We start from the raw sequence: 26,536 nt of genomic DNA, 5'->3' as shown, positions 1-26,536 counted from the left end.
AGGGCGCCGGATCACCCACAACCAGAGCCCCCTCGGCGCACGGCAGCTGCCGAAGCTCTCGGGGCTGAATGGTTCGAGGTCGCCAACACACGCTGGATCAGCTTCGGGTACACCTAGTCCGCCGAGATGACGGCCTGAATCAGGCCCGGAAAGCGGCGGTCCAGATCCTCTTTGCGCAGGCGCATGTACAGCCCGTTCCCGGCATCGCGCTGATACACCAACCCCGCCTCACGCAGGACGCGCCAGTGACGGGTGCGACTGGACTTGCCCACCGGCAGATCGAAGGAAGCGCACAACCGCTCCTCATCCGGTCCCTCGGCCAGTTCAGCCACGACCCGACGCCGATTCGCATCAGCCAACGCCAAAAGGATGGCCCCTACTTCCAGCTCCTCAACGCGAGGATGCGCCAACTCGCCCGCCGCCATCACTCCACCCCTCGACAAGGTACGCACATGTGCGTACCTTACTGAAGGTACGCAACAGCGCGTACCTTACCGCTATCGGGGGAGCCATGTCTGCACATACCTCGTCACGTCGCCGCATTCTGTCGCGCATCCGCTCGTCGCTTCGCAAGTTCCTGCTAGCCGAGCACTCGCCCTTCATGACCCTGTGAATCCCAGACAGGGCCTCGTACCCGCACCTACCGTGCGGCGCGTGGAGACGGCATGAACGCGACCACGGCTCGGGGCCCTCCGACTCGCCCACGCGAAGCCCGAAACCAACGCAGTCGGAGGATCAGCAACAGCCTTTGCCATCCAACTCGGTCCGCCCAGGTCGGCGTGACACGCACGACTAACTTCGTTGCCAAAGGACACCATCCGAACGCCGCAGAAACTGGTCTCTCCCGTACCGGTGGTGACGCAGTACACGTTGTCGAAGACATCAGTGTCGTCCGGAACGCCCTGCCACGGGACGTCGGCGTAGAGGGGGCGTTGGAAGAGCAGCGCCGAGCCCTCTCAGCGGCGCATACCGACACACGCATCAAGACCGCCGCCACGGTCAGCGACCCCGGCATCCCTCCTCGCTACTTACGACCGCGCGCCCGACCTGGTGCCGTCGGTCCGCCTGATCCGAGCGGCCCGGTGGCGGGCTCGGCGGCGCTCTCACGTCGGCCTCGGCGGCCTGCATGGCTTACCCGCTTCTCCCGTCCCGGGCGGCGTCTTCCGGCGGATGCGGGCCGTTCGGCAACGAGGCCCTGACTGCCCAATCCGGCGTGTCGCGGGAGTGGTCCAGGTGCTGGGTGCGGGATGTTCTTCCCAATGTTTTGTTGCCGTTTAGTCGCGTTTGCGTGGTGGAGGTGTCCCGGGTGGAGGCGAGCGACGCCAGGCCGGACCGGCCGGACGACGGATCCTCGCGGCCGCCGGCCGTTGCTCCGCCGCCCCCACCACGCGTGAGGCTGCTCGACCGGCTGCGTGCCGTCGCGGACCGGGCCCGGTCCGCGGGTCCGCCACCGGGGCCGACGCGTCCGGGGTTCTGGCGCAGTCCGTTGCGAGGGCCGTGGCTGACCGGGGTGTTCGGGCTTGTGCTGCTGGTCGGGGTCACGGTGCTGTTCGTGACCGGGCTGTTGTCGTACGCCGCCTACAATCCGGACCTCGCCCCGCGCAACGACCCGACGCCCGACAAGGGCTGGCTGGGCTTCTACCTGTTCACCTGGCCGACGTCGCCGTACTGGCTCTACCGGCTGACACAGGGTACGCACACCGTTCTCGGTGTGGTGCTGGTGCCGGTACTCCTGGCGAAGCTGTGGTCCGTCATCCCGAAGCTGTTCGAGTGGCCACCGGTCCGCTCGGTCGGTCACGCCCTTGACCGGCTGTCGCTGCTCCTGCTGGTGGGCGGCGCCGGTTTCACCTTCGCCACCGGGATTTTGAACATCCAGTTGGACTACGTCTTCCCAGGCTCGTTCTACCCCCTGCACTTCTACGGCGCATGGGTGTTCATCGGTGCCTTCATCGTCCATGCCGCCTTCCGGTTTCCCCGCGCGGTACGCGCGGTGCGGGCCGGCCGCGGCTTCCAGCCGGCACCTGAATCGGAGGAGGCAGCGGGTCTCGTATCACCGAATCCGACAGCCCCGACGATCTCCCGTCGGGGCGCGGTCGCCATGGTCGGAGCGGGGTCGCTCGCCCTGCTGGCGGTGACGGCCGGGCAGAGCATCGGCGGCTGGTGGCGCAGGACCGCCCTGCTCGCCCCGCACGGCCGGGACCCCGGCACGGGGCCCAACGGCTTCCAGATCAACAAGACCGCGGCCTCGGTCGGGATCCGCCCGAGTGACATCGGCCCGGCCTGGCGGCTGACCGTCCGCGGCGGGGGACGGCAGGTCGTCCTGACCCGCGAGGCGCTCCTCGCGCTGCCCCAGAGCGATTCGGCGCTGCCGATCGCCTGCGTCGAGGGCTGGTCCACCCCCGACCAGCACTGGAGCGGCATCCGTCTCACGGATCTCGCCGCCCTCGTCGGACTCGGCATCCGGACCCCGTCGGTACTGGTGGAGTCGGTTCAGCGCGGCGGAGCGTTCTCCTCGGTGGTGCTGGCCGCCAACCAGGTGCGCGATCAGCGGTCCTTGCTCGCGTTGAAGGTCAACGGAGCGGAGTTGTCGCCCGACCACGGCTATCCGGCTCGCGTGATCATCCCGGGTGCGCCAGGGGTGCACAACACCAAGTGGGTCACCCGTCTGACCTTCGGAGAGCCCGCATGAGCCCCGCGAGCGGCCCCGCCGTGACCTTCCGCAGCCGTTACGGGGCTTCGCCTCTCCATCTGCTGCTCGTTCTTTCCTCCTTCGCCCTCGCCGTCTACGCCGGCATCCGGCTGCTGACGGGGAACACCATGGGCGTGGTGGTCTGGTTCGTCGGGGCCGCGCTTCTTCACGACCTGGTTCTGCTGCCCTTCTACGCCGTGACCGACCGTGCCGCTCAGCGGGTGCTGCGCGGGAGCCGGGATCCGGACGGAGGCACGGACCGGCCGAGCGTGAACTACCTGCGGGTGCCGACGTTCGTCGCGGGAGTCCTGCTGCTGGTGTGGTGGCCGTTGATCCTGCGCCAGGGCGGCCGGTACACGGCTGACACCAGCCTGTCCGCGGACGGATTCCTGGCCCGCTGGCTCCTCATCACCGCCGCCCTGTTTTTCGCCTCGGCCATCGTCCTGATCGTGCGGACCTGGCTGCGTCTGCGGCCGCAGCGCAAGAGGAGACGCGCTCAGGCGCGGGCGCGCAGGGCGACGAAGTGACGCTCCGCCCAGGTGGTGATCCACTGTTCAGCGGCCGTCCAGCCCGACAACTGGGCGTGTCGAATCAGGGCGTGGGTTCCGACGACGGCCCAGGGAAAGACGGGGCCCGCAGGTCGCTGCCCGACGTGGATGCGGACGCGGCGACGTTCGTCCACCTCGGCGCGGGAGGTTTCGACGATCAGCAGCCCCTGATCATGCACGAGTTCCCGGACGCGTCGCAGGAGCAGGCCGGCGTCACCGCCGATGCCGATGTTCCCGTCGATGAGCAGCGCGGTGTCCCACCTGCCCTCCTCCGGCAGCGGATCGAACACCGATCCGTTGCGCGCGGCGCCGCCTCGGCACACCGTGGCGACGACGGCCGAGGGAACCACGTCGATCCCGAGCGCCTTGTGCCCACGCAGAGTCAGGGCTTCGACGATCCGCCCGGCCCCGCAGCCGATGTCCAGTACACGGCCCGCGCACCGCTCCACAACCGACCGGTCCCCGGTGTCCGCACGCCGAGACCACCTCCCGACCTCCAGAGACATGCACCAGCCTTCCCCGTCACGCAGCGACAGATCACCCTCCCGTGCCCCGACCGCTTCCGCGTAGGGGCCACTGTCCCAGGGTTCCCGGGGGCGCGCCTCCTCTGAACCGGCGGTGCTCATAGACACTCCTTGCACGTTCATGGACAGCCGACGCGCTCGCTTCCGGCGCCCCCGAACAACGAGTCGTGCCGCGCCCTCACATCCTGGCCGAATCTCATACGCCGGGGACTCACCCGAGCCCCGGGTGTACTGCGACCGGCTGACAGCGAAGGGCGTACGACGCCGAGCACCTCCCTTGCGGCGAAGCGGCGCCCGCGGTGCTGGGGCTGCCGGGCCGACGCAGGACGATGCGGCTCGACCCGATGCCGCTGTGGTGGCAATGACACGGGACGGGCCTCGGCTCGCTCGTGTCACGCACCGGCGGGCAGATCCGAGAGCCCATCATGAGGTACCGACCACCACCAGAGCGGCCGCCGGTGCTGGCGCCCCGTAGCCGCGAGGCTGAGCCGCCGAAGGGAAGCGCCTACGTGAGTGAACGGGCCATCGGCGACTACGCCGTGCTCTCGGACTGCCGGTCAGCGGCACTGATCAGTGGCGCCGGTTCCGTGGACTGGCTCTGCCTCCCGCGTTTCGACGGTCCGGCGGTCTTCGCACGACTGCTGGACCCGGACGCGGGCCACTGGTCGATCCACCCCGCCGGGGCGACCGAGGCGAGCCGCCGCTACCTGCCCCACACCCTCGTTCTGGAGACGACCTTTCATACGCCCACCGGGACGGCGGTGCTACTCGACGCGCTCGCCCTGGGCAAGCGCGAGCGCGGCCACACCATGGGAAGGTCCTCCCCAGGAGTACTACTGCGCCAGATCACCTGCACTCAGGGACAGCTGGACATCGCCGTCGAATACGCCCCGCGCCCCGAGTTCGGGCTGATCCAGCCCGTCATGACGCCCGTGCACGGCGGTCTGATGGCACGCGGCGGCGCCCATGTCCTCCTGCTGTCCACCGGCCTCACCCTGCGGGTGGCGGGATCCACAGCCCACGGCGAAGTCACCCTGCGAGCCGGGGACCGCCTCGACCTCGCGCTGAGCGCGACGCCCGCGTGGGGACAGGACCCCAAGCCGTGGCCCGGCCGCCGCATCCGCCGCCGGCTGAGCGACACCGCTGCCGGCTGGCGTTCCTGGTCCACGCTCCACGACGCCTACACAGGCCCCTGGCAGGAACAGGTCCGCCACAGCGGCCGCGTGCTGCGTGCGCTGACCTACGTGCCGAGCGGAGCCATCGTTGCGGCGCCGACCACCTCGCTGCCGGAGAGTATCGGTGGCACCCGTAACTGGGACTACCGCTACACCTGGGTGCGCGACGCCAGCCTCACCCTCCAGGCCCTGGCCACCGCCGCCTGCAAGCAGGAGAAGGGCGACTTCTTCGCCTTCCTCGCCCAAGCCGCGGCCACACAACTCGACGGGGGTGCCGACCTCCAGGTCATGTACGGCATCGGAGGAGAGCGAGACCTGAGCGAGCGCGCGCTGCCGCACCTGTCCGGCTGGCGCGGCAGCGCCCCGGTGCGCGTCGGCAACGACGCCTGGCGCCAATGCCAACTCGATGTCTACGGCGAACTGCTGGACGCGGCCCACCAGACCCTGCCGCACGAGCTACCGCTCGACCCGCCCGTCCGCTCCTTCCTGCGCCAGTGCGCCGAAGCAGCAGCTCGCCACTGGGCCGACCCCGACCAGGGCATCTGGGAGGGACGCGGACCGGCCCGCCACTTCCTGCACTCCAAACTCATGTGCTGGGTCGCGCTGGACCGCGCCATCGACCTGGCCCCCGCCCTGAACGCCCAGGACCACGTCACCGACTGGCAGCGTATTCGTGAACAGATCCGCGAGGCCATCGAGAACCAGGGATTCGACCACCCGACCGGAGCCTTCACCCAGGCATTCGGCAGCCCACAGCTCGATGCCTCCGCGCTGATGCTGCCCCTCGTCGGATTCCTCCCGGGCACGGACCCCCGCGTACGCTCCACCGTCGAGGCGATCGCACGAGACCTGACTGACTCCCGGGGCCTGGTACGGCGCTACCTCCAGGACGACATCGACAACGACGAGGGCACCTTCCTGCTGTGTACCTTCTGGCTCGCCCAGGCCCTCGCCCAGACCGGCCAGACCGCACGCGCCCGCCAGGTCTTCGAAGACGCACTCAGCCACGCCAACGACGTCGGCCTCCTCCCCGAAGAAGTGGACACCCGCACCGGCGAAGCCCTCGGGAACTTTCCGCAAGCCTTCAGCCACATCGGCCTCATCAACGCAGCTCGCGCCATCCGTGCCGCGGAAGCCGCACCCCTGTAGGTTCTCAGATTTCGTGTCATTTTCTCCGCCGCAGTCTCACGCCGATGTCATGTCGCAGGTCAGCGGCTTGCATCGAACAGGAGAGCTGAGGAAATGACACGGGTCCTGCCGTACAAGTTTGTTGGACGGGACCTACCTCAAGGATTCCTCCTCACGCAGGAGGACGTTTTCCGCCGCCCTGCAGCAATTCGAGGAGCAGATGAAGGCGGCGGAGGTCGTCTCTGCCGACACCCGGCCCATCAACCTGTACTACGGCCTCGTCCAGGCCGGGCTGGCAATGACGGCCGCTCACACGAAGGGCCGGTGGACCTTCGACAAGCACGGCCTGAAGATCCTCGATATGAAATGCGGCATCCCCGACGTCACTGTCCGCCCCGAGGGAGTCGGTGCCTTTCAAGCGGTATCCGAAGCCACGGGGTCCGAGCACATGACAGACGCCGTCAGCGTTGGAGCCCTGTGGAACTCCCTCCCTGAACTCGCCGAAGTCCCTCTCGATGGCATAACCGCCCACCCAGTGATCGATTTCTTGGCCTCCAAGCACGCTTTGGCCAGAGACTCCGACGACTGCTCGACCAGGAGCTCTGCCAAGTCTGATGAGTTCCTTTGTGCAACGGTCTGGGTGAACGAGGAAACGCCCCCGCCGCAGGACCGAAAGTCATGGACGCAGGGGTTCATCGCCAGGTACCGGGGGCTGGAGGGCGCAGAGCTCTGGTGCAACGACGAGGAGGCATGCGAGGAGGTCCGTCCTGGACGCTTCGGCGTCGAGCGGTGCTGGCCGGCTCCCAGCACTGGCATGCAGGAGGCGGACATCCTGGAGTTCTTCGATGTCCGGGCCCCCGTCTGCCGCTTCAACGACCACCGCTATCGACGGCGTGCGTTCGAACCCGCCAAATCACCGCCCAGTCCGCTGATGTCCTGGTGGCTGCTTCTCTACAGCTTCTCGATGCTGGCCCGGTACGAGCCCCGGAAGTGGACCGACGCCCTCGACGTCGACAAGTCCCCGACGCTGCTGCCCTGGAGTACGCCATGGACGCAGCCCTCGAAGTCCTCCCTCACCTCGGAAGCCCGCATGGCGCCATGTCCAACGGAGACCACCGGTCAATCGGGCCCGTCCCCGTACGCGGAGACCCCCGCCGGATCAAGCCGACGGGGGGCCGCATCGGTCAGACGCCCCTATAACGAGGGGGTGCTGGACGCCGTCCTGACCAGGTTGAAGACCTCTCGGGCGGCATATCGCTTGAGGCATCGAATGATCTCACGTCTGGTCTTGCCCTCCTGGGTTCGGCATTCGTAGTACGCCTGGGTGCGGGGATCGAAGCGCAGCCGGGTGAACACGATGCGGTGCAGGGCCGCATTGGGTTGCCGGTCGCCCCCATGGTTGAGCCGACGCGAACTCCGACGGCCGGAGGAGTACTCGATGGGGCTGACCCCGCACAGAGCGACGAAGGACGCCTCAGTGCTCAGCCGCTCGGGATTGTTTCCCATGGTGATCAGCAGAGTGACGGCGCTGTCCGGGCCGATGCCCACCGGCACGAGCAGTTGCGGGGCGTGGCGCTCGACGAGCCGAGTCAGGCGCCGGTTCAGCTCGTCGATCTGCCCGGTGAGTTGTTCCGAGAACGCGGCCCTCAAGCCGCCGACGGATCGAAGATCGACACCGACGCCACGGGGTTCACAAGCAACATGATTCGCGCCGACCGCACCGTGTACGACGCGCAGCGCAGCGTCGACGCCGACGCGCGGGCCCGAGCCAAGGCCCTCAGTGCCGATGCCGCTGCCGCCCTGACCGGCTACCTCGCCCTTGGCTTGCTGGTGATCGCCGCCCTCGTCACGGCCGCTGTCCTCGCCGGCCGCTCCATCACCCGCCCCCTCGACGCCCTCCCCCACGAGGCCGACGACGTCGCCCAGCGCCGCCTTCCCGAGACCGTGGCCCGTATCCAGGCCGGCGAACTCGTCCCGGCCGAAGGCGGCGGACGGCCGCCCAGCAGCACACAGGAAATCTCCCGTGTCGTCGCCGCCCTGCACAACGTCGAACGCACCGCCGTCGGCCTGGCCGCCGAGCAGGCCGTGCTGCGCCGCAACACCGCCGAGTCACTGGCCAGCCTCGGCACGCAGCCAGGGGCTCGTGCGCCGTCAACTGGCCCTCATCACCGCCCTCGAACAGCAGGAGCTCGACCCCGAGGCGCTGGCCGAGCTCTTCGAACTCGACCACCTCGCGACCCGTATGCGCCGCAACCCCGAGAGCCTGCTCGTCCTCGTCGACGAACGCAGCCCCCAGATCAGCAGCGTGACCGCCAGCAGCCTCGAACTCGTGCAGTCCGCCATGGGCGAGGTCGAGCAGTACCGACGGGTCGCCTGGCCGAGATCGAGCCCCGGCGGATCAGCGGCCGCGCCGTGGCCGAGCTGTCTCACCTGCTGGCCGAGCTCGTCGAGAACGCCCTCCCCTTCTCCCCGCCCGATCAGCCCGTGGACGTCCACGGCTGGGGGGACGGCGACGACTACTGCATCGCCGTCGTCGACCACGGCGTGGGCATGTCCCCCGAGGGCCTGGCCCGCGCCAACGCCCGCATCTCCGGGGAGGAAGCCTTCCTCGTCGCTCCCACCCGCTACCTCGGCCATTACGTCGTCGGCCGCCTCGCCCGCCGCCTCGGCGTCGAGGTCCTGCTCTCCGGACACCCCCGTCGGGGGCGTATCCGCTCTCGTCACCCTCCCCGCCCGGATCCTCGCCCCCGACGAGGCCCCGCCGCCAGCCCGGCGGACGCACGTCTCCTCCATGCTCGACGGGTTCATGATGATCAACCACATGCGAGACGGCTCCTGCCTCGGCGTCCTCGCCGGGGAGGGCTGCGACATCGGTCTCGTCGGCTACGAGATGGCCGTCCTCGCCGACCGCGCCGGCGCACTCCTCACGCCGCAACTCATCGGTCAACCCCATCCGTCTCCGTTCGTGCGCTGACGTGAGTCGCCACTGCTGTCTGGACGGTGAGAACAGGACGCAGAACCTCGGGCGGGCAGGGACCGTGGTCCCTGCCCGTCCGACGCGTCCTCGGTTCATGGCTTCCGGATCAGAGGTGCTTCGGTGCGGGCGGCTATGTCCTCGGCGATGACACCCGGCGCGCATTCCACGAGGGCGAGGCCCTCGGGTGTGACGTCGAGGACGCCGAGGTCGGTGATGATCCGGTGGACGCACCGCTCGCCGGTCAGCGGCAGGGTGCACTCCTCGACGATCTTGGGGGTGCCGTCCTTGGCAGTGTGTTCCATCAGGACGATGACGCGCCGGGCGCCGTGGACGAGGTCCATGGCGCCGCCCATGCCCTTGACCATCTTGCCGGGGATCATCCAGTTGGCCAGGTCGCCGGCGGCGGAGACTTGCATGGCGCCGAGTACGGCGGTGTCGATGTGGCCGCCGCGGATCACGCCGAAGGACAGGGCCGAGTCGAAGAAGGAGGCCCCGGGCAGGACGGTGACGGTCTCTTTGCCGGCGTTGATCAGGTCCGGGTCGACCTCGTCCTCGGTCGGGTAGGGGCCGGTGCCCAGGATGCCGTTCTCGGAGTGCAGGACCACGTGGATGTCGGGGGGAAGGTGGCCGGGGATGAGGGTGGGCAGACCGATGCCGAGGTTGATGTAGGAGCCGTCGGTGAGTTCGGCGGCTGCGCGGGCGGCCATCTGGTCGCGGGTCCAGGCCATCAGGGTCGTACCGTCCTCTTCTCGATCTGCTTGTCGGCCGCCTGTTCAGGAGTGAGGGCCACGATCCGCTGGACGAAGACGCCCGGCAGGTGGACCTCGTCGGGGCTCAACTCACCGGGCTCGACCAGCTCTTCGACCTCGGCGACGGTGGTCCGCCCGGCCATCGCGGCGAGGGGGTTGAAGTTGGCGGCGGCGCGGCGGAAGACCAGGTTGCCGTGGCGGTCGCCGCGCCAGGCCCGTACGAGGGCGAAGTCGGTGGTGATGCCGTGCTCCAGGACGTGCGGGCGGCCGTGGAAGTCGCGGATCTCCTTGGGAGGGGAGGCGACGGCGACCGAGCCGTCGGGGGCGTACCGCCAGGGCAGACCTCCCCGCGCCACCTGCGTTCCCACGCCCGCCGGGGTGTAGAAGGCGGGGATGCCCGCGCCGCCCGCGCGCAGCCGTTCGGCGAGGGTGCCCTGCGGCACCAGCTCCACCTCCAGCTCGCCGGACAGGTACTGGCGGGCGAACTCCTTGTTCTCACCAACATAGGACCCGGTCACCCGGGCGATGCGTCCGACGGCCAGCAGCACGCCCAGCCCGCACCCGTCGACGCCGCAGTTGTTCGACACGACTTCGAGGCCGGTCGCGCCCTGCTCGTGCAGGGCCCGGATCGCGGCCTCGGGTACACCGCTGAGTCCGAAGCCGCCGACGGCCAGTGACGCACCGTCGGGGATGTCGGCGACCGCCTCGGCCGCGCTCGCGCGGACCTTGTCCATGGGGGGAGGGCCTTTCTGCTGCTACTGGTGAAGGGCGTCGGAGATCGACTTGACGCCGCCGTGCGCCGTGAGGCCGCCGTCGACCGGGATCTCGGCGCCGGTGATGAAGGACGACTCGTCGGACAGGAGGAAGACCACGAGCGGGGCGACCTCCTCGACCGTGCCGGTGCGGCCGAGTGGCGTCTCCCGGATGTTCGCCTCGCGGAACGCGGGCGCCGCGGAGGCGGTCATGTCCGTCTCGATGAAACCGGGATGGATCGTGTTCAGGCGGATGCCGCGGGGTCCCAGCTCCATGGCGGCGGTCTTCGACAGACCGCGCAGCGCCCACTTACTGGCCGTGTAGGCGACCGGGTAGTGGCCGGTGAGCGCGGCGGACGAGCCGACGTTCACGATCGAGGAGCCAGGCGGCATCAGCGGGGCCAGGTGCTGGATGCCCAGCAGCGGGCCGGTGACGTTGACCGCGTGGACCCGGGCCATGTCCTCAGGGCGTACGTCGTCGATCCGGGCCCGCCAGGTGATGCCCGCGTTGTTGACCAGGCCGTGCACCTGCCCGTACGCCTCACGCAGGTCGGCGGCGAGTTCCGCCCAGTCCTTCTCGCTCGTGACGTCGAGACGGCGGCAACCGGGTGACTCCGTGACGTCGGTGGCGATCACCCGGGCGCCCTCGCGGGTCAGCGCCTCGGTCTCCGCGGCGCCCTGGCCCCCGGCCGCGCCCGTGACCACGACGACCCTGCCGAGGAGCCGTTTGGGCTGGAGATCGGTCACGGCCGCTCCCTCGTGCGGCGTCGGGCGACGGGAACGGTCATGGGGTCCGGGCCGGCCACCACGGTGTTGGAGACGGAGCCGATGCCCTCGACGGTGAGGGTGACCGTGTCGCCGGGCTTCAGGGGAGGCGGGGACTGCTCACCCCGTACGCCCCACAGTTCGGCGAGGCAGCCGCCGTTGCCGCAGGTTCCGGAACCGAGGACGTCGCCGGGGCGGACGACGGTGCCGCGTGAGGCGTAGGCGACCATCTCCTCGAAGGTCCAGCTCATGTTGGACAGCAGATCCTTGCCCATGACCTCGCCGTTGATCTCGGCGGTGAGCGCCAGACGCAGGAAGCCGTCCGCGTCGCGGTACTTCCCCAGCTCGTCCGCGGTGACGAGGTACGGACCGAGCGTAGTGGCGGTGTCCTTGCCCTTGCAGGGGCCGAGGCCGACCTTCATCTCGGCGGACTGCAGGTCCCGGGCCGACCAGTCGTTGAAGACGGTGTAGCCGACGATGTGGTCGCGGGCCTGCTCGGGGGTGAGGTCGCGGCCCTCCTTTCCGATCACGGCGGCGACCTCCAGCTCGAAGTCGAGCACGCTCGACCCCGGCGGCATGGGGATGTCGTCGTGCGGCCCGTACATCGCGTAGGGGTTGCCGAAGTAGAACGTCGGGGCCGCGTACCACCGCTCCGGTACCCCGGCGGCCCCGTCCAGGGACCGCCGTACGCCCTCGACGTGTTCCTCGAAGGTGACGAAGTCACGCACGGTGGGCGGCTGGAGCGGCGCCAGCAGGCGTACGTCGGAGACGTGGGGGCCGGCCGGGACGTCGAGGGTCGCGGAGCCCGCGTCGAGCAGTTCGGGCAGACCGCCGCCCTCGACGAGCAGGCCGGTCAGTGAGCTGACGCCGGGCAGGGGGTGGAGCGTGCCGTCCTCTGCGACGACGGCCACCTGGCGTCGGTTGCGGTACTCGTACGTGGCGAAACGCATGGCGGTTTCCTGTCGGCTGTCGGCATGAGGGGTGGGCACGAAGGCCGGGGCGCGGCAGGGGAGTCAGGGCAGTGACAGGGTCACCGCGCCCCCGGGAACTCAGGGCTTCGCCGATCAGACCGGCGGGGCGACGAAGACGCCGCGGTCGACGTCGTTGAAGGACTCCTTGGTGACCAGTTCGTTCATGGGGTTGGCGGTGCCCCACTGGTCGGTGACCTCGGGGTTCGAGAAGTCGTAGACGTGCGGGTGCCAGGTGTCCTCGTCCAGCAGCTCCAACTCCGTCGTGTACTCGACGGTGTTGCCGTGCGGGTCGAGGAAGTAGGTGAAGGTGTTGTCGCCCGCCATGTGCCGGCCCGGCCCCCAGATCTTGCGGGCGCCGGAGCGGATGACACGGCCGGAGCCGCGCATGTACTCGTCGATCCCGCGCATCTCGAAGGAGATGTGGTGCAGCGAGGTGTGCGGGCCCTTGGCGATGGCCATGGAGTGGTGCTGGTTGCTGATCCGCATGAAGTGCATGACGTCGCCGATGTGCGGATGACCGAGCGTGTCGGACAGCCGGAAGCCGAGGTGCTCCTCGTACCACGCCTTGGTGTTGTCCAGATCCGGAGAGTTGAGGACGACGTGCGACAGCTTGACCGGGATCGACTCCTTCTCCTCGATCCTGCGGTGCTGCCGTACCTCGACGTCGGCGGAGACCTCGATGGTGCGGCCGTCGACGTCGAAGAAGCGGAAGCCGTAACCGCCGCCGGGGGTGTCCACCTTGCCCGGCTGGGAGATCAGCTGGACGCCCCCGGCGAGGAGTTGCTCGGCGAGCGTGTCCACGTCGGCCGGGCTCGCGGCACCGTAGGACACGAGGTCGAGACGCTTCTCGTCGGCCTTGCGCAGCCGGACGACGTACTGCTCCGGGCTGCCCTCGGCGGCGAGGAAGGAGATGCCGGAGTCCTCGGCGACCTTGGTCAGGCCCCAGACTCCGGCGTAGAAGTCGAGTTGCTTGTCGTAGTCCGGCACGGCGAGGTCGACGTGGCGGAGGTGGGTGAGCAGGCGGTTACTCATGGGGGGTCTCCTCAGACGAGGTTGAGCAGAGCAGCGGCGTTTCCGCCGCGGACGGAGTGGAAGTCGGTGTCGGGCAGGTCCGCGGCGCGCAGCGCGCCGAGCGGGTCGTCGGTGCCCATGTCGAAGGGGAAGTCGGAGCCGAGCAGGACCCGTTCCTGGCCGACCGCTCGCAGCAGCTCCCGCAACACCTGGGGGTCGTGGACGAGGGAGTCGAAGTACAGCTGCTTCAGATAGCTGCTCGGTTCCCGCTCACAGCCCCGGGCGTCGGGACGGGCCCGCCAGGCGTGGTCCGAACGGCCGATGTGGGTGGGCAGGTAGCCGCCGCCGTGCGACGCGATCAGCTTCAGACCCGGATGACGGTCCAGGACGCCGGAGAAGATCAGGTGGGAGAGGGCGACCGCGTTCTCGGTGGGCTGGCCGACGGTGTTGGACAGGTACCACTGGTCCAGGCGCTCGTCGAGGGAGCAGCCGAACGGGTGCAGGAAGACCAGGGCGCCTGTCTCCTCCGCACGGGACCAGAAGGCTTCGTACGCCGGGTCCGACAGTTCGTGGCCGGGCGCGTGCGAGGAGAGCTCCACTCCACTCAGCCCTTGGTCCAGGGCGTGGTCGAGCAGGCCGACCGCGAGGTCGGGATGCTGGAGCGGGACCAGGCCCAGGCCGTGCAGGCGGTCGGGCGCCTTCGCACAGTGTGCGGCGGTGCCCTCGTTGGCCAGTCGGCAGATCCTCTCAGCCAGTTGGGGCTCGGCCCAGTAGTGGTAGTGGGACGGCGAGGGGCTGACCAGCTGGATGTCCACGCCCTGCGCGTCCATGGCCGCCAGGCGCACCGCGGCGTCCGTCAGCTTCGGCACGCGCGCGCCGACCATCGGACCGTTCACGGTCAGGGCCGCCGGGCCGTTGCGGCGGGCGTCGAGGGCACGTGCCTCGGCGAGACCGGGATGACCGGCGACGGTCTCCTCGACCTCCGGGAGCAGGAGGTGGGCGTGGACGTCGATGGTCGGCGCGGAGGATGCGGTGGGGGTCACGGGCGCTCCTTGAGGAGGTTCATGGTGCGGCCGACCAGCCCGGCCATGTCGGCGTCGCGCACACCGTCCAGCTGCCACTGGCCGACCTGCATGGACGCCGCGACGACGGTGCGCACCCGGGGAATGCGGCGGTCGTGGTAAGCCTGGAGCAGTTCGTCGTCCCAGTCCCGTCCGCTGGTGAGCAGCTCGGCGAGGACGAGGGCGTCCTCCAGGGACATGGCCGCGCCCTGGGCCATGGTGGGCGGGCAGCAGTGGGCGGCATCGCCGACGAGCACGACCCGGCCCCGGTGCCAGGAGTCCTCGACCAGCAGGCGGTCGAACCAGGTGTAGTTGACCTTCTTCGGGTCGGTGATGTGCTCGGTGATCTCCGGCCAGACCCCGCCGTAGCTCTGCGCCAGGCGGCGCATCTCGTCGGCGTAGGTGGCCGGGTCGATGGAGGCACGGTCGCGGCACCCTTCGACGACGTACGCGTAGATGGTGTTCTCGCTGGTGGGGCAGTATCCGGCGATGTAGGCGGGGCCGCCGTAGGCGAGGTCGGTGCGCGTCACGCTCTCGGGCCGCGGGACGGCGATGCGCCAGATGGCCATGCCGGTCGGCTCGGGTTTGTCCGTGATGCCGATCGCGGCGCGGGTGGCGGAGTTGAGTCCGTCGGCGCCGATCACCAGGGCGTAGCGGCCCTCGCTGCCGTCGCTGAAGCGCACCGACACGCCGTCGGCGTCCTGCTCCAGCGCTTCGGCGGTGGTGCCGAGGCGAACGTCGGCGCCGGAGGCCCGGACCGTGTCGATGAGGATCTGCTGCAGCTGGGGGCGCTGCATGCCGAGGGTGGCGGGCAGGTCCTCTCCGCCGGTCTGGATGTCCTCGGCGACGAACAGGACGGTACCGTCGGGGGCGGTCACGCCCAGCGAGCCGAAGGCGTATCCAGAGGCTTTCACCTGTTCCCACACGCCCAGTTCGCGCAGGACCCGCAGGGCGTTGCCCTGGAGGGTGATGCCGGAGCCGGTGGTGGCGTTCCAGTCCGGCTTGGCCTCGATCAGGTCGACGGCGATGCCGGCGCGGCGCAGCAGGATGGTGACGGCGTTGCCTGAGGCGCCCCCGCCGATGACCAGGACGGTGGGTGTGCCCCCGGCTGGAGGCTGGGGAAGAGTGCGGCTGTCAGCCATGTCGGGGATTCCTCCCGGGGTTGGGCCGCGCGACTTCGGGCGGCGGGGGCTGCGGCTCGCCCGCTGGGAGTGCGGGCCAGAGGTGGGGACGGGGGTGCGGGCCTGATGCGCCGCTGCTGTCCGGGGAACGGCGCATCCGGCAGTTGTGCGGGTTACTTGACGGCGATCGGGTTGACCGGTGATCCGACGGCTCCGGTGATGGGGAGGGGAGCGGCAGTGAGCCAGAACTCGTACACGCCGTCGTCGGCGCAGTCGGCGGCGAGTGCGTCGAGGTCCCACATCTCGCCGATCAGCAGGCCCATGTTGGGGATGACGACCTGGTGCAGCGGCTGGAAGGCGTTGTCGAACTCGTTGGGCCGTACCTCGAAGCCCCAGGTGTCGGTGGCGATCGCGGCGATCTCGCTGCCGTGCAGCCAGCCGGCGGTGGTGAACGACAGGCCGGGCGCGGGGCCGCCCGCGTAGTCGCCCCAGCCGGCCCGCCGGGCGCGGGCGAGATGTCCGGTGCGGACGAGCACGATGTCGCCGCGGCCGACGGTCACCCCGTGGGCCTCGGCGGCCCGGGTGAGGTGCTCCTCGGTGATGGCGAACCCGTCGGGCAGCTCGCCGTCCGTGCCGACGACCAGGCCCACGTCGAGCAGCACGCCACGGCTGGCGACGTACGGTGCCATGTGCTCGATGCCGGTGACGAGGTCTCCGTCGGAGGTGACCACCTTCTCGGCGGGCCGTCCGTTCCACGCCTTGCCGTGGTCGAAGATGTGCCCGAGGCCGTCCCACTGGGTGGAGCACTGCAGCGGCATCGCGATCACGTCGTCCGCACCGCCGATGCCGTGCGGGAAGCCCTGGTTGCCCAGCGCCGCGTCGGTGCCCGTGTCGAGCATGGTGTGCACCGGGTTGGTCCGCCGGCGCCAGCCCTTCTGCGGGCCGTTCATGTCGAACCGCTGCGACAGCGAGAAGCTCACGCCGCGGCGCACGAGCGACGCGCCCTCGCGCCGCTTGCCCTCGTCGAGGAAGTTCAACGTGCCGAGCACGTCGTCCTCACCCCAACGCCCCCAGTTGGAGTACGCCTTGGCGGCCTCGGCTATCGCGCCCTCCGGGTCGCGGCGGTCCAGGCTCATGCCGTTCCCTCCGCGACACAGCGGGTGCGCTGCACGCCCAGACCGGTGATGGAACCCTCCATGACGTCGCCGTCGCGCAGCAGCCGTCCCCAGTGGATGCCGTTGCCGGCCGGGCTGCCGGTCAACACCAGGTCACCGGGCAGGAGTTGAGCCGTCTGCGAGGCGTACGACACCAACCGGGCGACTCCGAAGAGCATGTCCTTGGTGGACTCGTCCTGCATGGTGTCGCCGTTCAGCTTGAGCGTGACCCGCAGGTCACCGGTATCCGCGATCGACTCGGCAGGTACGAGCCACGGGCCGAGCGGCGTGAAACCGGGAGCGTTCTTGCAGCGCAGCCAGTCGGTGCCGATGGCCTTCATGTCCCGGCGGAACACGGTGGCCCGGTCGGTGAGATCGTTGGCGATGGTGTACCCGGCGACGTACTCCAGGGCCTCCTCAACCGTCGCCCGGTAGGCGGGCTTGGCGATGACGGCCGCCAACTCCAGCTCCCAGTCAGGCTTTTCGGCCCACGAGGGCAGGACCACGTCGTCGTACGGGCCCGTGATCGCGCTCGGCAGACCGATGAACACGTACGGCAGGTCCTCGGCGGCCCGGCGGTCCATGACCGCGGCGATCTCCGCTCGCGCCTCCTCGACCGTACGCGGGTCGTCGGGAGAGCGGTGGGCGACCTCCAGGTCGATCACGTGCTGCCGGTAGTTGGCACCGGACTGGAAGATCTGCCGCGGCTCGATGGGGGCGTGCACCCGCAGGCCCTCCAGCGGACGCCAGCCGAGGGCATCGTCGTCCGCCAAGGCGTGCAGGAGGGGGAGGGTCTCCTCCCACCGCTCCACCACGGCGCGCACGCTGGACGGTGCCCAGGCCAAGGCACTGCTCAAGTCGAGCACCCGGCCCTTGGCCAGGAGGCCGGGAAACGGCTCCCCGTCCTGAGTGGAGAACGTGCCGAGCGCGAACGGGCCGGCAGGTTGCGCGAGCATTGCCATCTGATTTCCTCCTGCTGGGTTGCGGTCTACTCTGGCCCCGATCGGTTAATCACGGAAATCAATCCTGTGGATGTGCCGAATCCATGACATGGATGACTCTCGCTTGCTAGGTGGTTGCCCGGTGAACCTGTCCCGACTCGACCTCAATCTGGTCCTCGCCCTGCGCGCGCTGCTGGAAGAGCGCAATGTCACCCGGGCCGGCGAGCGCATCGGGCTGAGCCAGCCCGCCATGAGCGCGGCGTTGTCCCGGCTGCGCCGCCATTTCGACGACGAATTGCTCGCCCGGACCGGCAACTCCTACGAGCTGACCCCGCTCGGCACCGCCCTGCGGGACCGCAGCGCCACCGCGTGCGACCTGCTGGAGCGGGTCTTCTCCAGCCAGGCCGACTTCGACGCGGCCGCCGAGACCCGCGAGTTCACCCTGCTCGCCTCCGACTACGGAGCGGCCGTCTTCGGCGCCGCGCTCGCCCGCGCCCTGCACCAGGAGGCGCCCGGCATCCGGCTCACCTTCCAGCACCCGGCGCCGTCCGTCGTGGAGAACACCGCCACCGTGCTGAGCACCGTCGACGGACTGCTGATGCCGCACGGCGTGATCGACGGCTTCCCCGCCGTCGAACTCCACCAGGACCGCTGGCTGTGCATGGTCGCCGATGATCACCCCGAGATCGGTGACGAACTCACCCTGGACCAGCTGGAGCGTCTGCCCTGGGCCGTCTACCAGCGTCCGTACGACGCCCCGGCCGCCCGCCAGCTCAGCATGATAGGGATCAGTCCCCAGGTGGAGGTGTCCGTGCAGACCTTCCAGCTGCTGCCCCTCATGGTCGAGGGCACCCGCCGGATCGCGATGATCCAGGAGCGCCTGGCGCGCAAGGCGGTCCGATCCGCCTCGGTGCGCGTCCTGCCCTGCCCCTTCGAGGCGGTACCGGTGCGGGAGGCGATGTGGTGGCACCCGGTGCACGCTCAGGACGCGGGCCACATCTGGCTGCGGCAGAAGGCCGCGGAGGTGGGCGCGACGCTGGCGGCCAACGGCTACGGCAATGGCAAGGGCCCGGGGAAGGCCGTGCCCGTCGACCAGAGCGCGGGGCTGCCGCCGGGCCGGCTCTGACCGGGCCCGGCGACGCCCGAGATCGACGCGCTCTCGGCGGTCGGCCCGCACACCCTCAGGCCAACTGCTCCGGCAACGGCCGGGGATCGACGGCGCCCACCCGGCGGCGGGCCGCCCACAGCCCCGCCGCGACGAGGGCGGCGGCCAGCCCCAGCACGCCCACCGCACCGGCGAGACTGCCGACCGCGGACTCCCCAGCGAGCAGCACCAGCGGGCAGATGAACTCACCGCCGAAGAAGGCCGCCGTCCACAGCCCCGTTCCGCGGCCGCGGTCCTCGAACGCCAGGCGGGACATGGCACTGGTGAGAAGGGCGGGCAGCAGCATGCCGGTGCCCACACAGTTGACGACCGCCCCGATGACCAGCAGCGGGGCGTTGCCCGCGAGGAACATCACCCCGAAGCCGACCGCGGTGACCGCGAGAACGACGGGCAGCATCGGGTCGGGAGAACGCTTGAGCCGGGCGAAGGTGACCGCTCCGCCCACGGTGGCGGCACTGGCGATCGCGGTGGCCAATCCGATCACGCCGGGGTTCTCCACCCCGAGGTCGTCGAGCAGGTACGACATCTCCACCGGGACGGTGTAGAAGACCATCGCCCCGAAGAAGGTGAGGCCACAGATGCCCGCCAGCTGCCGCCAGGGGAACGAGCGGCGGGCCCCCGCCACGGCCGCAGTCGCGGCCGGGGCCTCGTCGCCGACCGCGCGGCCCGCCGGGTTTGGCAGGGCGGTCGCCATCAGCGGGGCGAGCGCCAGGCTCACGGCATAGACCCAGAAGGGCATGCGCCAGCCGGCCGATCCGGCGGCGCCGCCGAGCACGAAGAAGACGGTGGCCGACGCGGAGGCGCACATGGTCTGCAGGGCGAGGTACTTCACCCGCCGGTGACCGCTGTAGTAGTCGCCGATCAGCGTCGTGCAGCAGGTCATGATCGCGGCCTCGGCCACTCCCACCAGGGCGCGGCTGGCGATGATGCCGCCCAGCGAGTCCAGCCACAGCGGTGCCGTGCCGAACAGCGCGTACAGGACGGTCGCCACGACCAGCAGGCGCTTGCGGCCCACCCGATCCACGATCACCCCGGCGAACGGGGCCAGCAGCGCCAGCGCCAGCGCCGGGACGGTCAGCGCGAGGGGCACCAGCGCCTTGGCCCCCGGGACCGACGCGAAGTGGTCCTGCATCTTCGGCAGCACGGGGGCGATCAGCACCGCCCCCAGGATCGGCAGACAGCTGCCCGCCATCAGAAGGGTCACCCGCAGCAGATGGGCCGGGCCCGACACGGCGACGGCTGACGGAGTGGTGGCATCGACCGCCACGTGAGGCGGCGGGGGCACGGAACCGGGCATGGCGACTCCAGGGGACGGCGTAAGGGAGCGGGCATGCCTCACGGGCACCGACGGCGCACGGCATGCTGGGGAAGCTCGCACGCCGGCGGCATCCGGACAGCGGCGTGCGGTAGCGACGACTATGGGGGCGCCAAAGCGCCGGTGCCATCCCCTGCGCGATCCGAATCCCGTATCCGGGTTATCCACGCGATGGATGGGATGGGCAACCGTCACGCAGACGGAAGACGTGCACGGTCGTTCCTGCGCGCGAACGGCGGTTTCCCGGAGCTCGGTCGTACCGGCCCCCGGGACACCGCCCGCAGTCGGCAGTCGGCACGGTCGCGCACGCCAGGCAGCGTCAGCGGACAGGCAGCGGCAGGACGCGCCGATAAGCGGTGACGGCGACGACCGCGACCACCACATGCATCACCATCAGCGCAGCAACGGCCAGCGGCCCACTGCCGGGCGTACCGCCGCCGAGCAGGGACAGGTCGGGCGCGAACGACGCGACCACGAGCACGGGCACCAGCCACCGCAGCAGCCCCGCCGGGTTCTTGGCGACACGACGGACGACCGCCCAGCGCCGCCCGGGGACGACTTCCTGGCTGCCGTCTGCGTCGGCTGGGAGGCCGCCGCGGACACTGCCCGGGAGGCGGGCATCCGGGTGGTGCACCCCCGCACCGGCCTCGTGGTCTCCGCCAAGGGCGGCGCCTTCGGCAGCCTCTTCCCGCTCTTCCGCTTCGGCCTGGGCGGCCGACTCGGCTCCGGCGACCAGTACTGGCCGTTCATCTCGCTGACCGACCACATCGCGGCACTGCGCTTCGCGATCGACGACGAGACACTTACAGGCCCCGTCAACTTCACAGCCCCCGAACCACTGACGAACCGTGAGATCACGCGAGCGATGGGCCGCGCCCTTCATCGCCCGACGATCGCCTCCGTCCCCGCTTTCGCCCTCAGAGCGGCGCTCGGCGAGTTCGCCACGGGCATCACAGGCAGTTGCCGCGCCGTCCCTGCGGCCCTGCACAAGGCGGGCTTCACCTTCAGCCACCCCACGATCGACACGGCACTCCACTCCGTTCTCCACACGAGCTGACAGGTAGGGATGGACAGCGTCCTGGTTCCGGACGAGCGTCTCGATGCGCCACTCGATCTGAGCGCGGCCGGTGAGGAAATGACACAGACCTGAGACTGAGAAACCGCTGAGCCCGCTGCGGCCAGGTACGAACTCGCTGCTCAGAAGAGCGTCTGATGACGCGGCCACTGGCACGGCACCAACCACTCTCAGCGGGACGCCGCCACCGGCGCCGACCTCACCGACGCCTCACGACCGTCCAGGACGGGACGGACCACTCCCGGGCACTGACTCGACGACTGCTCCGACACCGCGCTACGTCCGGTCCCCGGGCCGGCGGCCCGGGGGGCGCTTGACCGGCTGACCGCGTCACCGGGGAAGATGCCTGCGGCGGCGGCCCAGGCGCAGGCCGATGAGGACGAAGTCGGCGACCAGAACCAACACGCCGATGACCAACAGATAGAACAGGCCCTTCGCCACCACACCGATGATGCCGAGCACGATGGCCACAATAACCAGCAGGAGGAAGAGAGCCATTGGTGTCACCTCGTGGTGGGAGACGTTGTTGGGGGCATCAGCGGCGGGCGAGGCGACGTTCGCCACCCTCACCCATGCGGTAGGCGAGCTCGTAGTGCGCGAAGACCGACTTCTCGTCCTCCGCGAGCAGTTCGCCGTCCGTGCCGATCGAGGGCGCTTCCTTTACCTGCTTCTTGTCGTAGGCGACCTTCAGATAACCGGGACCGACCGTCGCGTCGCCCAGGGGGACGAACACCAGCCGGTGCCGGGTCGGCAGGCCGACCGTGACCGTTGCGAACACGGGCTGGTCCGTGGCCGTGTCGACGTAGACCGCCTCCAGGACGCCAATCTTGTGCCGCTCGTGGTCGACCACGTCGTGGCCTCGCCATTCCCTGATGTCTTGCGCCTCGAGCACGAGGCCCCCTCCGTCGCAGGCCAACTGAAGACCGCTGTCGTCACTCTCTCGCTCCTCCCTCCTTACCTGCCTACGGCGCGTCACACCCTGGAGAGCAGCCAACTTGCAGGCGGCACGACGGACGACCTTCACGCGTGGCGCGATGCCTCGGAGACCGCCCAGCCCGTCGCGGTCCAGCGCGCGGGAGCGTGGGCGATGAGCGGCGCGGGCCGCAACACGTGTCGCGGGGTCAGTAGGTGGCCAGGGAGATGGCGATGTAGTGCGCGGTGAAGGCCGCCACGGTGAGGGCGTGGAACACCTCGTGGAAGCCGAACCAGCGGGGTGAGGGGTCGGGGCGCTGGAGGGCGTAGACGACCGCGCCCGCGCTGTAGAGGAGACCGCCGGCCACGATCAGGGTGAGTACGGCCGCTCCGCCGGTGTGGAGGAAGTCGGGCAGGTAGCGCACCGGTGCCCACCCCAGGGCCAGGTAGCACGGGGTGTACAGCCAGCGCGGAGCCCCGACCCAAAAGACCCGGGACGCGATGCCGGCCAGTGCGCCCGCCCACACGATCCACAGCAGCACGGACCGCTGGTCCGGCGGGAGCAGGAGCACCGCCAGCGGGGTGCAGGTGCCGGCGATGATCAGGAAGATGTTGGCGTGGTCGAGACGTCGCAGGAGAGCCTCGCCGAGCGGCCCCCAGGTTCCGCGGTGGTAGATGGCGCTCGTTGCGAACAGCAGCCAGGCGGTGACCGAGTACACGGCGCAGGCCAGGACTGCTTGCGGGGTACGGGCCAGGCAGATGAGTACGACACCCGCGATCAGTGCGGCAGGGACCATTCCGGCATGGAGCCAGCCACGCAATTTCGGCTTGATCGGTTCGGCCAGGTCGGCCGCCCGCTCCACCAGGGCGGAGACCGAGGGAGCCTTCTCCCCTGCATTTCCGCCTCGCGGTCCGTCGGGTAGCCCGTCTTCACGGCGCTCTCCACGCGCCGAGGCGACGTGACTGTACTCGACTTCAGCGGCATCACGGGACACAGCTTCTCGTTCTCCCTCGGGCGACGGGGCGTCACTGACAGCAATGCCTTCATGCTAAAAGACCTCACTCCGGCAGCATTCATTGAAGGTCGGTCCAGGACCCCAGGGCCATCGCCGGGCCCGGGCCGGCTCGCCACCGTGTGAACTCCAGCCCCGTTGACAGTCCCGCCGATTGGGCCTGCCGAAGCCGAGTAGAACGGCCGGCCATGGGAAAGATCAGGGCTTACGAACGGGCATCTCCGCTCGCCTACGCGCAAGGATCGCCGATGCTTCCTGAGGTCCGCCCCCACGTATCCACCGCCCTCGCAGACCAGTTGGAACACCAACTGGACCTGGCTCCGCATCTCGAGGCCGGCCGGCTCGATGTGGAGGGCGTCGCCGGCATCGCGGTCGTCGCAGCCGCCCATTCCGACGGCTATGCGGCCACTGGCCATCTCCTCGGGCTGCTGGCCGCGCTGCCTGCTCCCACCAAGGCAGGAGAACGCTTCTGGTCGGACCTGTGGAGGTCGTCGGGCACCGCGTATCTGCTACCGGTCAACATGAAGGCACAGGTGCTGCGTTCTCTGGAAGGAGAGGGAACCGCCCTGGCCAGGCAGATCCTTTCGGCCGTCGATGAGATGACTCCGCCCCAGCGCATAGCGGCCGGGGAGGTGATCGGTCAAGCCCTCGCCGAGTCCGACCATTTGCCTGACCTCAAGACACAGGTCATCGGCGAATTGTGGCTCCGAGATCTCGAGCTCACCGCCTGGCGCGTTCTGCATGCGGACCGCAGATGGGACGATCCGGATGGACGGCAAGCCTTCCTCGCCGCCTGGACGGGCACCTGACCGTCTACTGCTCCAGACTGTGCGAACAGAGACGCAGCGCATGCGGCACCCGAACCGGACGACGCTCGAAGCAACTGAGGTCAGGAAGTTCGGCCGAGGCCGCACCCGCCTCCGCCTCCGCCTCCGCCTCAACAGATCAGGGGCCGCGCAGCGATGGTTGCGCGGCCCCTGATCCTGTGTACGCCCGGCATGAGAGCAGGCGCTTCGCCCGGTGGGCGGCAAAGCCCCCACGAGCGGCGCTCAACGGACGTAGTGTGCGCGCTCCCCCGGGCAGGTCTGCGAGGTCAGGCCAGGTTGATGTTCTCGGCCTGCGGACCCTTCTGGCCCTGGGTGACGTCGAACGTCACGGCCTGGCCCTCCTGGAGCTCACGAAAGCCCGTGGAGTTGATCGCGGAGTAGTGCGCGAAGACATCCGGGCCGCCGCCGTCCTGGGCGATAAAACCGAAGCCCTTCTCCGCGTTGAACCACTTCACAGTTCCCGTTGCCATGTCTGATGCCTTCCAGTCGATGAACGCCTCCCACTCCATGTGGAAGGCAGAGGTGATCGCCCTGGTCCCTGCGGCACAGCACAGCAAAACGCCCACACCGAAGGCGTGGGCAAGAGGGAATTCCGAACCACGACAGCTGACGCAGACGCTACACGCCCACACGCCGCGTCACCACAGGAAACGATCACACCGCACAGCAGACCATGCGTGCGGTGCCCGCCGACGCGGACGGGCCCGCTCATCTCATGCTGCTGCGGTCGGGTTCGCCGATCCGGTGGCGCGGCGGTATTCGGCGTTGAGGCGCTGGGCTTCCTCGAGCTGGTCTTCGAGGATGATGATGCGGCAAGCGGCCTCGATGGGGGTGCCGTGGTCGACGAGTTCCCGGGCGCGGGCGGCGATGCGCAGCTGGTAGCGGGAGTAGCGGCGGTGTCCGCCTGCGGAGCGCAGTGGGGTGATGAGGCGGGCTTCGCCGATGGCGCGCAGGAAGCTCTGGGTGGTGCCGAGCATCTCGGCGGCCCGGCCCATGGTGTAGGCGGGGTAGTCGTCGTCATCGAGACGGCCGAACGTGTCGTCTGCTGTCATTGCACCTCTCTGTGGAACGCGTGGAGGGGCCCTGGCGCCGTACTGGCACCAGGGCCCCGAAGGAACTACTACACCATCTGCCGGCCCTGATACTGCACCGGCCCTCTGTTTCCGCAGACCCGACCGAGACACTGTCGGGGGCGCGGGGATCGCGGTTGCTCGACCGGAGACCACCTCACTATCGATGTCCTGCGGTACCCGGGTCCAAGACTTCCACCCGGGCGATCCTGATGGCGCTCGGCTCCTCCGTTCTTCCCTCTTGATCAACTACTCACTGACGGAAACTGCGAACTGCTGGTGGCCTCGAACAGCGCCACTCTTCGGCAGCCAGCCCCGTCGCCCGTCCTGCGTCTACTCTGGCTTGGAACCCCACTGCCGAACCTCCCGGTGCGCGCGCCCGCAGCCGACGCCTTCACCGAGGTACTGCTCACTGACTTCACTGCTGGGTACTGCGAACCTTCACTTACCGGCACTGCCACTGCGGTGCTGCTCATGGCGGCCCCTGATCACTGCGGGCCACCCGGTCCGGTCGTCAGTCCCGTCGCCGTCCTGCAAAACGCTCTGGCTTCGGAACTCCACCACCGCACCGTCATGCCTACTGCAACTGCGTACCACTGCCCGGCAGTTCATGTCTGCCGGGCCTTGCTCGATCTCGACTACGAGAGAAACCATAACCACATCGCCGCCGAATGTCTACTCCGGCTGGCATAGATTTTTGCGTACTTGAAGATGAGGCAGTCCGCCTCGACCGGCCCGCAGATGGTTCAAGCAGCTCCGAGGCTCGGTCCGGCGCACTCAGTGGCCCCCGCCGCGCAGCACATCGGGCTGAGCGTGACGTCGCCGACCGCGCCGCGCCTACCGTTGGCGCGCACCGGCCGAGACTGCGTCTCGTGGAGACTGCGCGCCCCGACACCATCGAGGTCGCCGTTCACGATCCCAGCCGGCATCTGCCGCGCATGTGCACCCCTGACCTGAACGGCAGCACCAGGGGCTGTGGCTGGCCCATGGTCACCCGCCTCGCCACGCAACGGCGGTCACCCGCCGGGCCTCCGGCGGCAAGACCGTGAGCGCCTTCCTTGCCCGGTAGCGTCACCGCTCAAGGCGCAGCCTGACGAGTTGCTCGCTGACGCCGGCGCCCCGGTGGAGTCTGACCAGAGCAACCAGAGTCTGACTGTGGTCACCAGTGGCGCTGTCATCACCGGTCGATGGGCCGTCGCAGCCATGTGGAGGCGCAGGGTACCGGATGTGCTGACGGATTCCGCTCACTTGGACGAGTTTGTCGCCGTCTTCGACTCCCCGCGAAGAAGGACGGGCCACCCACGCGTCTGCACTTCCATGTCGCCCAGATCCCGCAGGGCACCCTGGGGGTCCTTAAGACGGGTGGGGGTACCGGCTTGCGATCGAGGACGTCAACGCCTGGGCCGTGGGCGACTTCAGCTATTGCGACCACTGAGCGACATCGATGGGGACCGGCTGCACGCAGTGTGGGGGGGGCCCCCCGGCGCGCGGGGGGCCCCCCCCCCAGTGGGTGTGGGGGGGGTTGTGGTTTGACGGCCAGGGGCGAGAGGGGGGGGGCCGCAGAGCGCGCGAGGGGGAGTGCACACGGGGGAA

Annotated in this window: 26 protein-coding genes and 2 pseudogenes; 9 read left to right on the top strand and 19 right to left on the bottom strand. The window is 69.6% G+C overall.

Features of this window, described 5'->3' with window-relative positions:
* Positions 1–113: 113 nt before the first annotated feature.
* Positions 114–425, bottom strand: a complete 312-nt coding sequence (locus ACWGJB_RS39255; protein WP_453384817.1) for an ArsR/SmtB family transcription factor — start codon at positions 423–425, stop codon at positions 114–116.
* 983 nt (positions 426–1,408) lie between these two features.
* Between ACWGJB_RS39255 and ACWGJB_RS39250 the strand changes: the two genes are divergently transcribed.
* Positions 1,409–2,689, top strand: a complete 1,281-nt coding sequence (locus ACWGJB_RS39250) for a molybdopterin-dependent oxidoreductase (RefSeq protein ID WP_453384853.1) — start codon at positions 1,409–1,411, stop codon at positions 2,687–2,689.
* Positions 2,686–3,216 carry a hypothetical protein gene (locus ACWGJB_RS39245; protein ID WP_453384816.1) on the top strand — a complete coding sequence of 177 codons (531 nt, stop codon included), beginning with the start codon at positions 2,686–2,688 and terminating at the stop codon, positions 3,214–3,216. The genes ACWGJB_RS39250 and ACWGJB_RS39245 overlap by 4 nt, the downstream gene beginning before the upstream one ends.
* Here ACWGJB_RS39245 and ACWGJB_RS39240 read toward each other — a convergent pair.
* Positions 3,186–3,863, bottom strand: coding sequence for a class I SAM-dependent methyltransferase (locus ACWGJB_RS39240; RefSeq protein WP_453384815.1), 678 nt, complete (start codon positions 3,861–3,863; stop codon positions 3,186–3,188). The two genes, ACWGJB_RS39245 and ACWGJB_RS39240, sit on opposite strands and share 31 nt — an antisense overlap.
* A gap of 407 nt (positions 3,864–4,270) precedes the next feature.
* Between ACWGJB_RS39240 and ACWGJB_RS39235 the strand changes: the two genes are divergently transcribed.
* Together ACWGJB_RS39235 and ACWGJB_RS39230 are read left to right on the top strand one after the other, a co-directional pair.
* Positions 4,271–6,085: a glycoside hydrolase family 15 protein gene (locus tag ACWGJB_RS39235; protein WP_453384814.1), complete on the top strand. Its 1,815-nt coding sequence runs from the start codon at positions 4,271–4,273 to the stop codon at positions 6,083–6,085.
* Between the two features lie 199 nt (positions 6,086–6,284).
* Positions 6,285–7,028 (top strand): annotated as a pseudogene (locus ACWGJB_RS39230) (YaaC family protein); the annotation flags it as partial.
* Positions 7,029–7,258: 230 nt separating this feature from the next.
* On the opposite strand, the gene ACWGJB_RS39225 reads toward ACWGJB_RS39230, so the two are convergent.
* The gene (locus ACWGJB_RS39225) at positions 7,259–8,107 is read right to left on the bottom strand and encodes a transposase (RefSeq protein WP_453384813.1); all 849 of its coding nucleotides are present in this window, start codon (positions 8,105–8,107) and stop codon (positions 7,259–7,261) included.
* Between ACWGJB_RS39225 and ACWGJB_RS39220 the strand changes: the two genes are divergently transcribed.
* Positions 8,009–9,043, top strand: coding sequence for an ATP-binding protein (locus ACWGJB_RS39220; RefSeq protein WP_453384812.1), 1,035 nt, complete (start codon positions 8,009–8,011; stop codon positions 9,041–9,043). The genes ACWGJB_RS39225 and ACWGJB_RS39220 overlap by 99 nt on opposite strands.
* 90 nt (positions 9,044–9,133) lie before the next feature.
* Here the strand turns inward: ACWGJB_RS39220 and ACWGJB_RS39215 are convergent, their stop codons facing one another.
* From ACWGJB_RS39215 to ACWGJB_RS39175, 9 genes are all read right to left on the bottom strand, one after another.
* The gene (locus ACWGJB_RS39215; RefSeq protein ID WP_453384811.1) at positions 9,134–9,769 is read right to left on the bottom strand and encodes a CoA transferase subunit B; all 636 of its coding nucleotides are present in this window, start codon (positions 9,767–9,769) and stop codon (positions 9,134–9,136) included.
* Positions 9,769–10,524 carry a CoA transferase subunit A gene (locus ACWGJB_RS39210; RefSeq protein WP_453384810.1) on the bottom strand — a complete coding sequence of 252 codons (756 nt, stop codon included), beginning with the start codon at positions 10,522–10,524 and terminating at the stop codon, positions 9,769–9,771. Before ACWGJB_RS39210 ends, ACWGJB_RS39215 begins: the two co-directional genes overlap by 1 nt.
* Positions 10,525–10,545: 21 nt before the next feature.
* Positions 10,546–11,289: an SDR family NAD(P)-dependent oxidoreductase gene (locus ACWGJB_RS39205; RefSeq protein ID WP_453384809.1), complete on the bottom strand. Its 744-nt coding sequence runs from the start codon at positions 11,287–11,289 to the stop codon at positions 10,546–10,548.
* Positions 11,286–12,257 (bottom strand): fumarylacetoacetate hydrolase family protein, encoded by a 972-nt coding sequence (locus ACWGJB_RS39200; protein WP_453384808.1) that lies wholly within the window; start codon positions 12,255–12,257, stop codon positions 11,286–11,288. Before ACWGJB_RS39200 ends, ACWGJB_RS39205 begins: the two co-directional genes overlap by 4 nt.
* A gap of 114 nt (positions 12,258–12,371) precedes the next feature.
* A complete protein-coding gene (locus tag ACWGJB_RS39195) occupies positions 12,372–13,310 on the bottom strand; it encodes a VOC family protein (protein WP_453384807.1) in 939 nt (312 codons plus the stop codon).
* 11 nt (positions 13,311–13,321) lie between these two features.
* Positions 13,322–14,332: an amidohydrolase family protein gene (locus ACWGJB_RS39190; protein ID WP_453384806.1), complete on the bottom strand. Its 1,011-nt coding sequence runs from the start codon at positions 14,330–14,332 to the stop codon at positions 13,322–13,324.
* Positions 14,329–15,492 (bottom strand): FAD-dependent oxidoreductase, encoded by a 1,164-nt coding sequence (locus tag ACWGJB_RS39185; RefSeq protein WP_453384805.1) that lies wholly within the window; start codon positions 15,490–15,492, stop codon positions 14,329–14,331. The genes ACWGJB_RS39190 and ACWGJB_RS39185 overlap by 4 nt, the downstream gene beginning before the upstream one ends.
* 152 nt (positions 15,493–15,644) lie before the next feature.
* The gene (locus tag ACWGJB_RS39180; protein ID WP_453384804.1) at positions 15,645–16,607 is read right to left on the bottom strand and encodes a cyclase family protein; all 963 of its coding nucleotides are present in this window, start codon (positions 16,605–16,607) and stop codon (positions 15,645–15,647) included.
* Positions 16,604–17,587: a fumarylacetoacetate hydrolase family protein gene (locus ACWGJB_RS39175; RefSeq protein WP_453384803.1), complete on the bottom strand. Its 984-nt coding sequence runs from the start codon at positions 17,585–17,587 to the stop codon at positions 16,604–16,606. Before ACWGJB_RS39175 ends, ACWGJB_RS39180 begins: the two co-directional genes overlap by 4 nt.
* Positions 17,588–17,708: 121 nt before the next feature.
* Here ACWGJB_RS39175 and ACWGJB_RS39170 point away from each other — a divergent pair, with 121 nt between their 5' ends.
* Complete coding sequence (locus ACWGJB_RS39170; RefSeq protein ID WP_453384802.1) at positions 17,709–18,692, top strand: LysR family transcriptional regulator; 984 nt, start codon at positions 17,709–17,711, stop codon at positions 18,690–18,692.
* Positions 18,693–18,747: 55 nt separating this feature from the next.
* On the opposite strand, the gene ACWGJB_RS39165 is transcribed toward ACWGJB_RS39170, so the two are convergent.
* Positions 18,748–20,028 carry an MFS transporter gene (locus ACWGJB_RS39165; RefSeq protein WP_453384801.1) on the bottom strand — a complete coding sequence of 427 codons (1,281 nt, stop codon included), beginning with the start codon at positions 20,026–20,028 and terminating at the stop codon, positions 18,748–18,750.
* 337 nt (positions 20,029–20,365) lie between these two features.
* Positions 20,366–20,680 carry a hypothetical protein gene (locus tag ACWGJB_RS39160; RefSeq protein ID WP_453384800.1) on the bottom strand — a complete coding sequence of 105 codons (315 nt, stop codon included), beginning with the start codon at positions 20,678–20,680 and terminating at the stop codon, positions 20,366–20,368.
* On the opposite strand from ACWGJB_RS39160, the gene ACWGJB_RS39155 reads away from it, so the two are divergent.
* Entirely contained in the window at positions 20,672–21,103 is a 432-nt protein-coding gene (locus tag ACWGJB_RS39155) for a DUF1731 domain-containing protein (RefSeq protein ID WP_453384799.1), read from the top strand. The genes ACWGJB_RS39160 and ACWGJB_RS39155 overlap by 9 nt on opposite strands.
* 348 nt (positions 21,104–21,451) lie before the next feature.
* Here the strand turns inward: ACWGJB_RS39155 and ACWGJB_RS39150 are convergent, their stop codons facing one another.
* The 3 genes from ACWGJB_RS39150 to trhA all read right to left on the bottom strand — a co-directional run bounded on the left by ACWGJB_RS39150 (position 21,452) and on the right by trhA (position 22,899).
* Positions 21,452–21,619, bottom strand: a complete 168-nt coding sequence (locus tag ACWGJB_RS39150) for a hypothetical protein (RefSeq protein ID WP_388551177.1) — start codon at positions 21,617–21,619, stop codon at positions 21,452–21,454.
* Between the two features lie 37 nt (positions 21,620–21,656).
* Positions 21,657–22,013 (bottom strand): PRC-barrel domain-containing protein, encoded by a 357-nt coding sequence (locus ACWGJB_RS39145; RefSeq protein WP_453384798.1) that lies wholly within the window; start codon positions 22,011–22,013, stop codon positions 21,657–21,659.
* A 229-nt stretch (positions 22,014–22,242) separates the two neighbouring features.
* A complete protein-coding gene (gene trhA, locus ACWGJB_RS39140; RefSeq protein WP_453384852.1) occupies positions 22,243–22,899 on the bottom strand; it encodes a PAQR family membrane homeostasis protein TrhA in 657 nt (218 codons plus the stop codon).
* A 395-nt stretch (positions 22,900–23,294) separates the two neighbouring features.
* Here trhA and ACWGJB_RS39135 point away from each other — a divergent pair, with 395 nt between their 5' ends.
* Positions 23,295–23,855 (top strand): hypothetical protein, encoded by a 561-nt coding sequence (locus ACWGJB_RS39135; protein ID WP_453384797.1) that lies wholly within the window; start codon positions 23,295–23,297, stop codon positions 23,853–23,855.
* A gap of 284 nt (positions 23,856–24,139) precedes the next feature.
* Here the strand turns inward: ACWGJB_RS39135 and ACWGJB_RS39130 are convergent, their stop codons facing one another.
* Together ACWGJB_RS39130 and ACWGJB_RS39125 are read right to left on the bottom strand one after the other, a co-directional pair.
* Positions 24,140–24,343, bottom strand: coding sequence for a cold-shock protein (locus ACWGJB_RS39130; RefSeq protein ID WP_030052720.1), 204 nt, complete (start codon positions 24,341–24,343; stop codon positions 24,140–24,142).
* Between the two features lie 243 nt (positions 24,344–24,586).
* Entirely contained in the window at positions 24,587–24,925 is a 339-nt protein-coding gene (locus ACWGJB_RS39125) for a MerR family transcriptional regulator (RefSeq protein ID WP_453384796.1), read from the bottom strand.
* Between the two features lie 1,116 nt (positions 24,926–26,041).
* On the opposite strand from ACWGJB_RS39125, the pseudogene ACWGJB_RS39120 reads away from it, so the two are divergent.
* A pseudogene (locus ACWGJB_RS39120) lies at positions 26,042–26,378 on the top strand (hypothetical protein).
* Positions 26,379–26,536 lie beyond the last annotated feature (158 nt).

The sequence above is a fragment of the Streptomyces sp. NPDC054813 genome, assembly GCF_053611365.1.
Note: the sequence above shows the minus strand (reverse complement) of the source record. Positions and strands in the feature narration are given on the sequence as shown.

What these genes read in the sequence shown, in the direction of transcription:
- ACWGJB_RS39165 (WP_453384801.1), bottom strand. Translation starts at nt 20,028, where the DNA reads ATGCCCGGTTCCGTGCCCCCGCCGCCTCACGTGGCGGTCGATGCCACC.
- ACWGJB_RS39130 (WP_030052720.1), bottom strand. Translation starts at nt 24,343, where the DNA reads ATGGCAACGGGAACTGTGAAGTGGTTCAACGCGGAGAAGGGCTTCGGT.
- ACWGJB_RS39125 (WP_453384796.1), bottom strand. Translation starts at nt 24,925, where the DNA reads ATGACAGCAGACGACACGTTCGGCCGTCTCGATGACGACGACTACCCC.
- ACWGJB_RS39180 (WP_453384804.1), bottom strand. Translation starts at nt 16,607, where the DNA reads ATGAGCCTGGACCGCCGCGACCCGGAGGGCGCGATAGCCGAGGCCGCC.
- ACWGJB_RS39215 (WP_453384811.1), bottom strand. Translation starts at nt 9,769, where the DNA reads ATGGCCTGGACCCGCGACCAGATGGCCGCCCGCGCAGCCGCCGAACTC.
- ACWGJB_RS39255 (WP_453384817.1), bottom strand. Translation starts at nt 425, where the DNA reads ATGGCGGCGGGCGAGTTGGCGCATCCTCGCGTTGAGGAGCTGGAAGTA.
- ACWGJB_RS39185 (WP_453384805.1), bottom strand. Translation starts at nt 15,492, where the DNA reads ATGGCTGACAGCCGCACTCTTCCCCAGCCTCCAGCCGGGGGCACACCC.
- ACWGJB_RS39210 (WP_453384810.1), bottom strand. Translation starts at nt 10,524, where the DNA reads ATGGACAAGGTCCGCGCGAGCGCGGCCGAGGCGGTCGCCGACATCCCC.
- ACWGJB_RS39175 (WP_453384803.1), bottom strand. Translation starts at nt 17,587, where the DNA reads ATGGCAATGCTCGCGCAACCTGCCGGCCCGTTCGCGCTCGGCACGTTC.
- ACWGJB_RS39135 (WP_453384797.1), top strand. Translation starts at nt 23,295, where the DNA reads ATGCTTCCTGAGGTCCGCCCCCACGTATCCACCGCCCTCGCAGACCAG.
- ACWGJB_RS39195 (WP_453384807.1), bottom strand. Translation starts at nt 13,310, where the DNA reads ATGAGTAACCGCCTGCTCACCCACCTCCGCCACGTCGACCTCGCCGTG.
- ACWGJB_RS39245 (WP_453384816.1), top strand. Translation starts at nt 2,686, where the DNA reads ATGAGCCCCGCGAGCGGCCCCGCCGTGACCTTCCGCAGCCGTTACGGG.
- ACWGJB_RS39150 (WP_388551177.1), bottom strand. Translation starts at nt 21,619, where the DNA reads ATGGCTCTCTTCCTCCTGCTGGTTATTGTGGCCATCGTGCTCGGCATC.
- ACWGJB_RS39200 (WP_453384808.1), bottom strand. Translation starts at nt 12,257, where the DNA reads ATGCGTTTCGCCACGTACGAGTACCGCAACCGACGCCAGGTGGCCGTC.
- ACWGJB_RS39240 (WP_453384815.1), bottom strand. Translation starts at nt 3,863, where the DNA reads ATGAGCACCGCCGGTTCAGAGGAGGCGCGCCCCCGGGAACCCTGGGAC.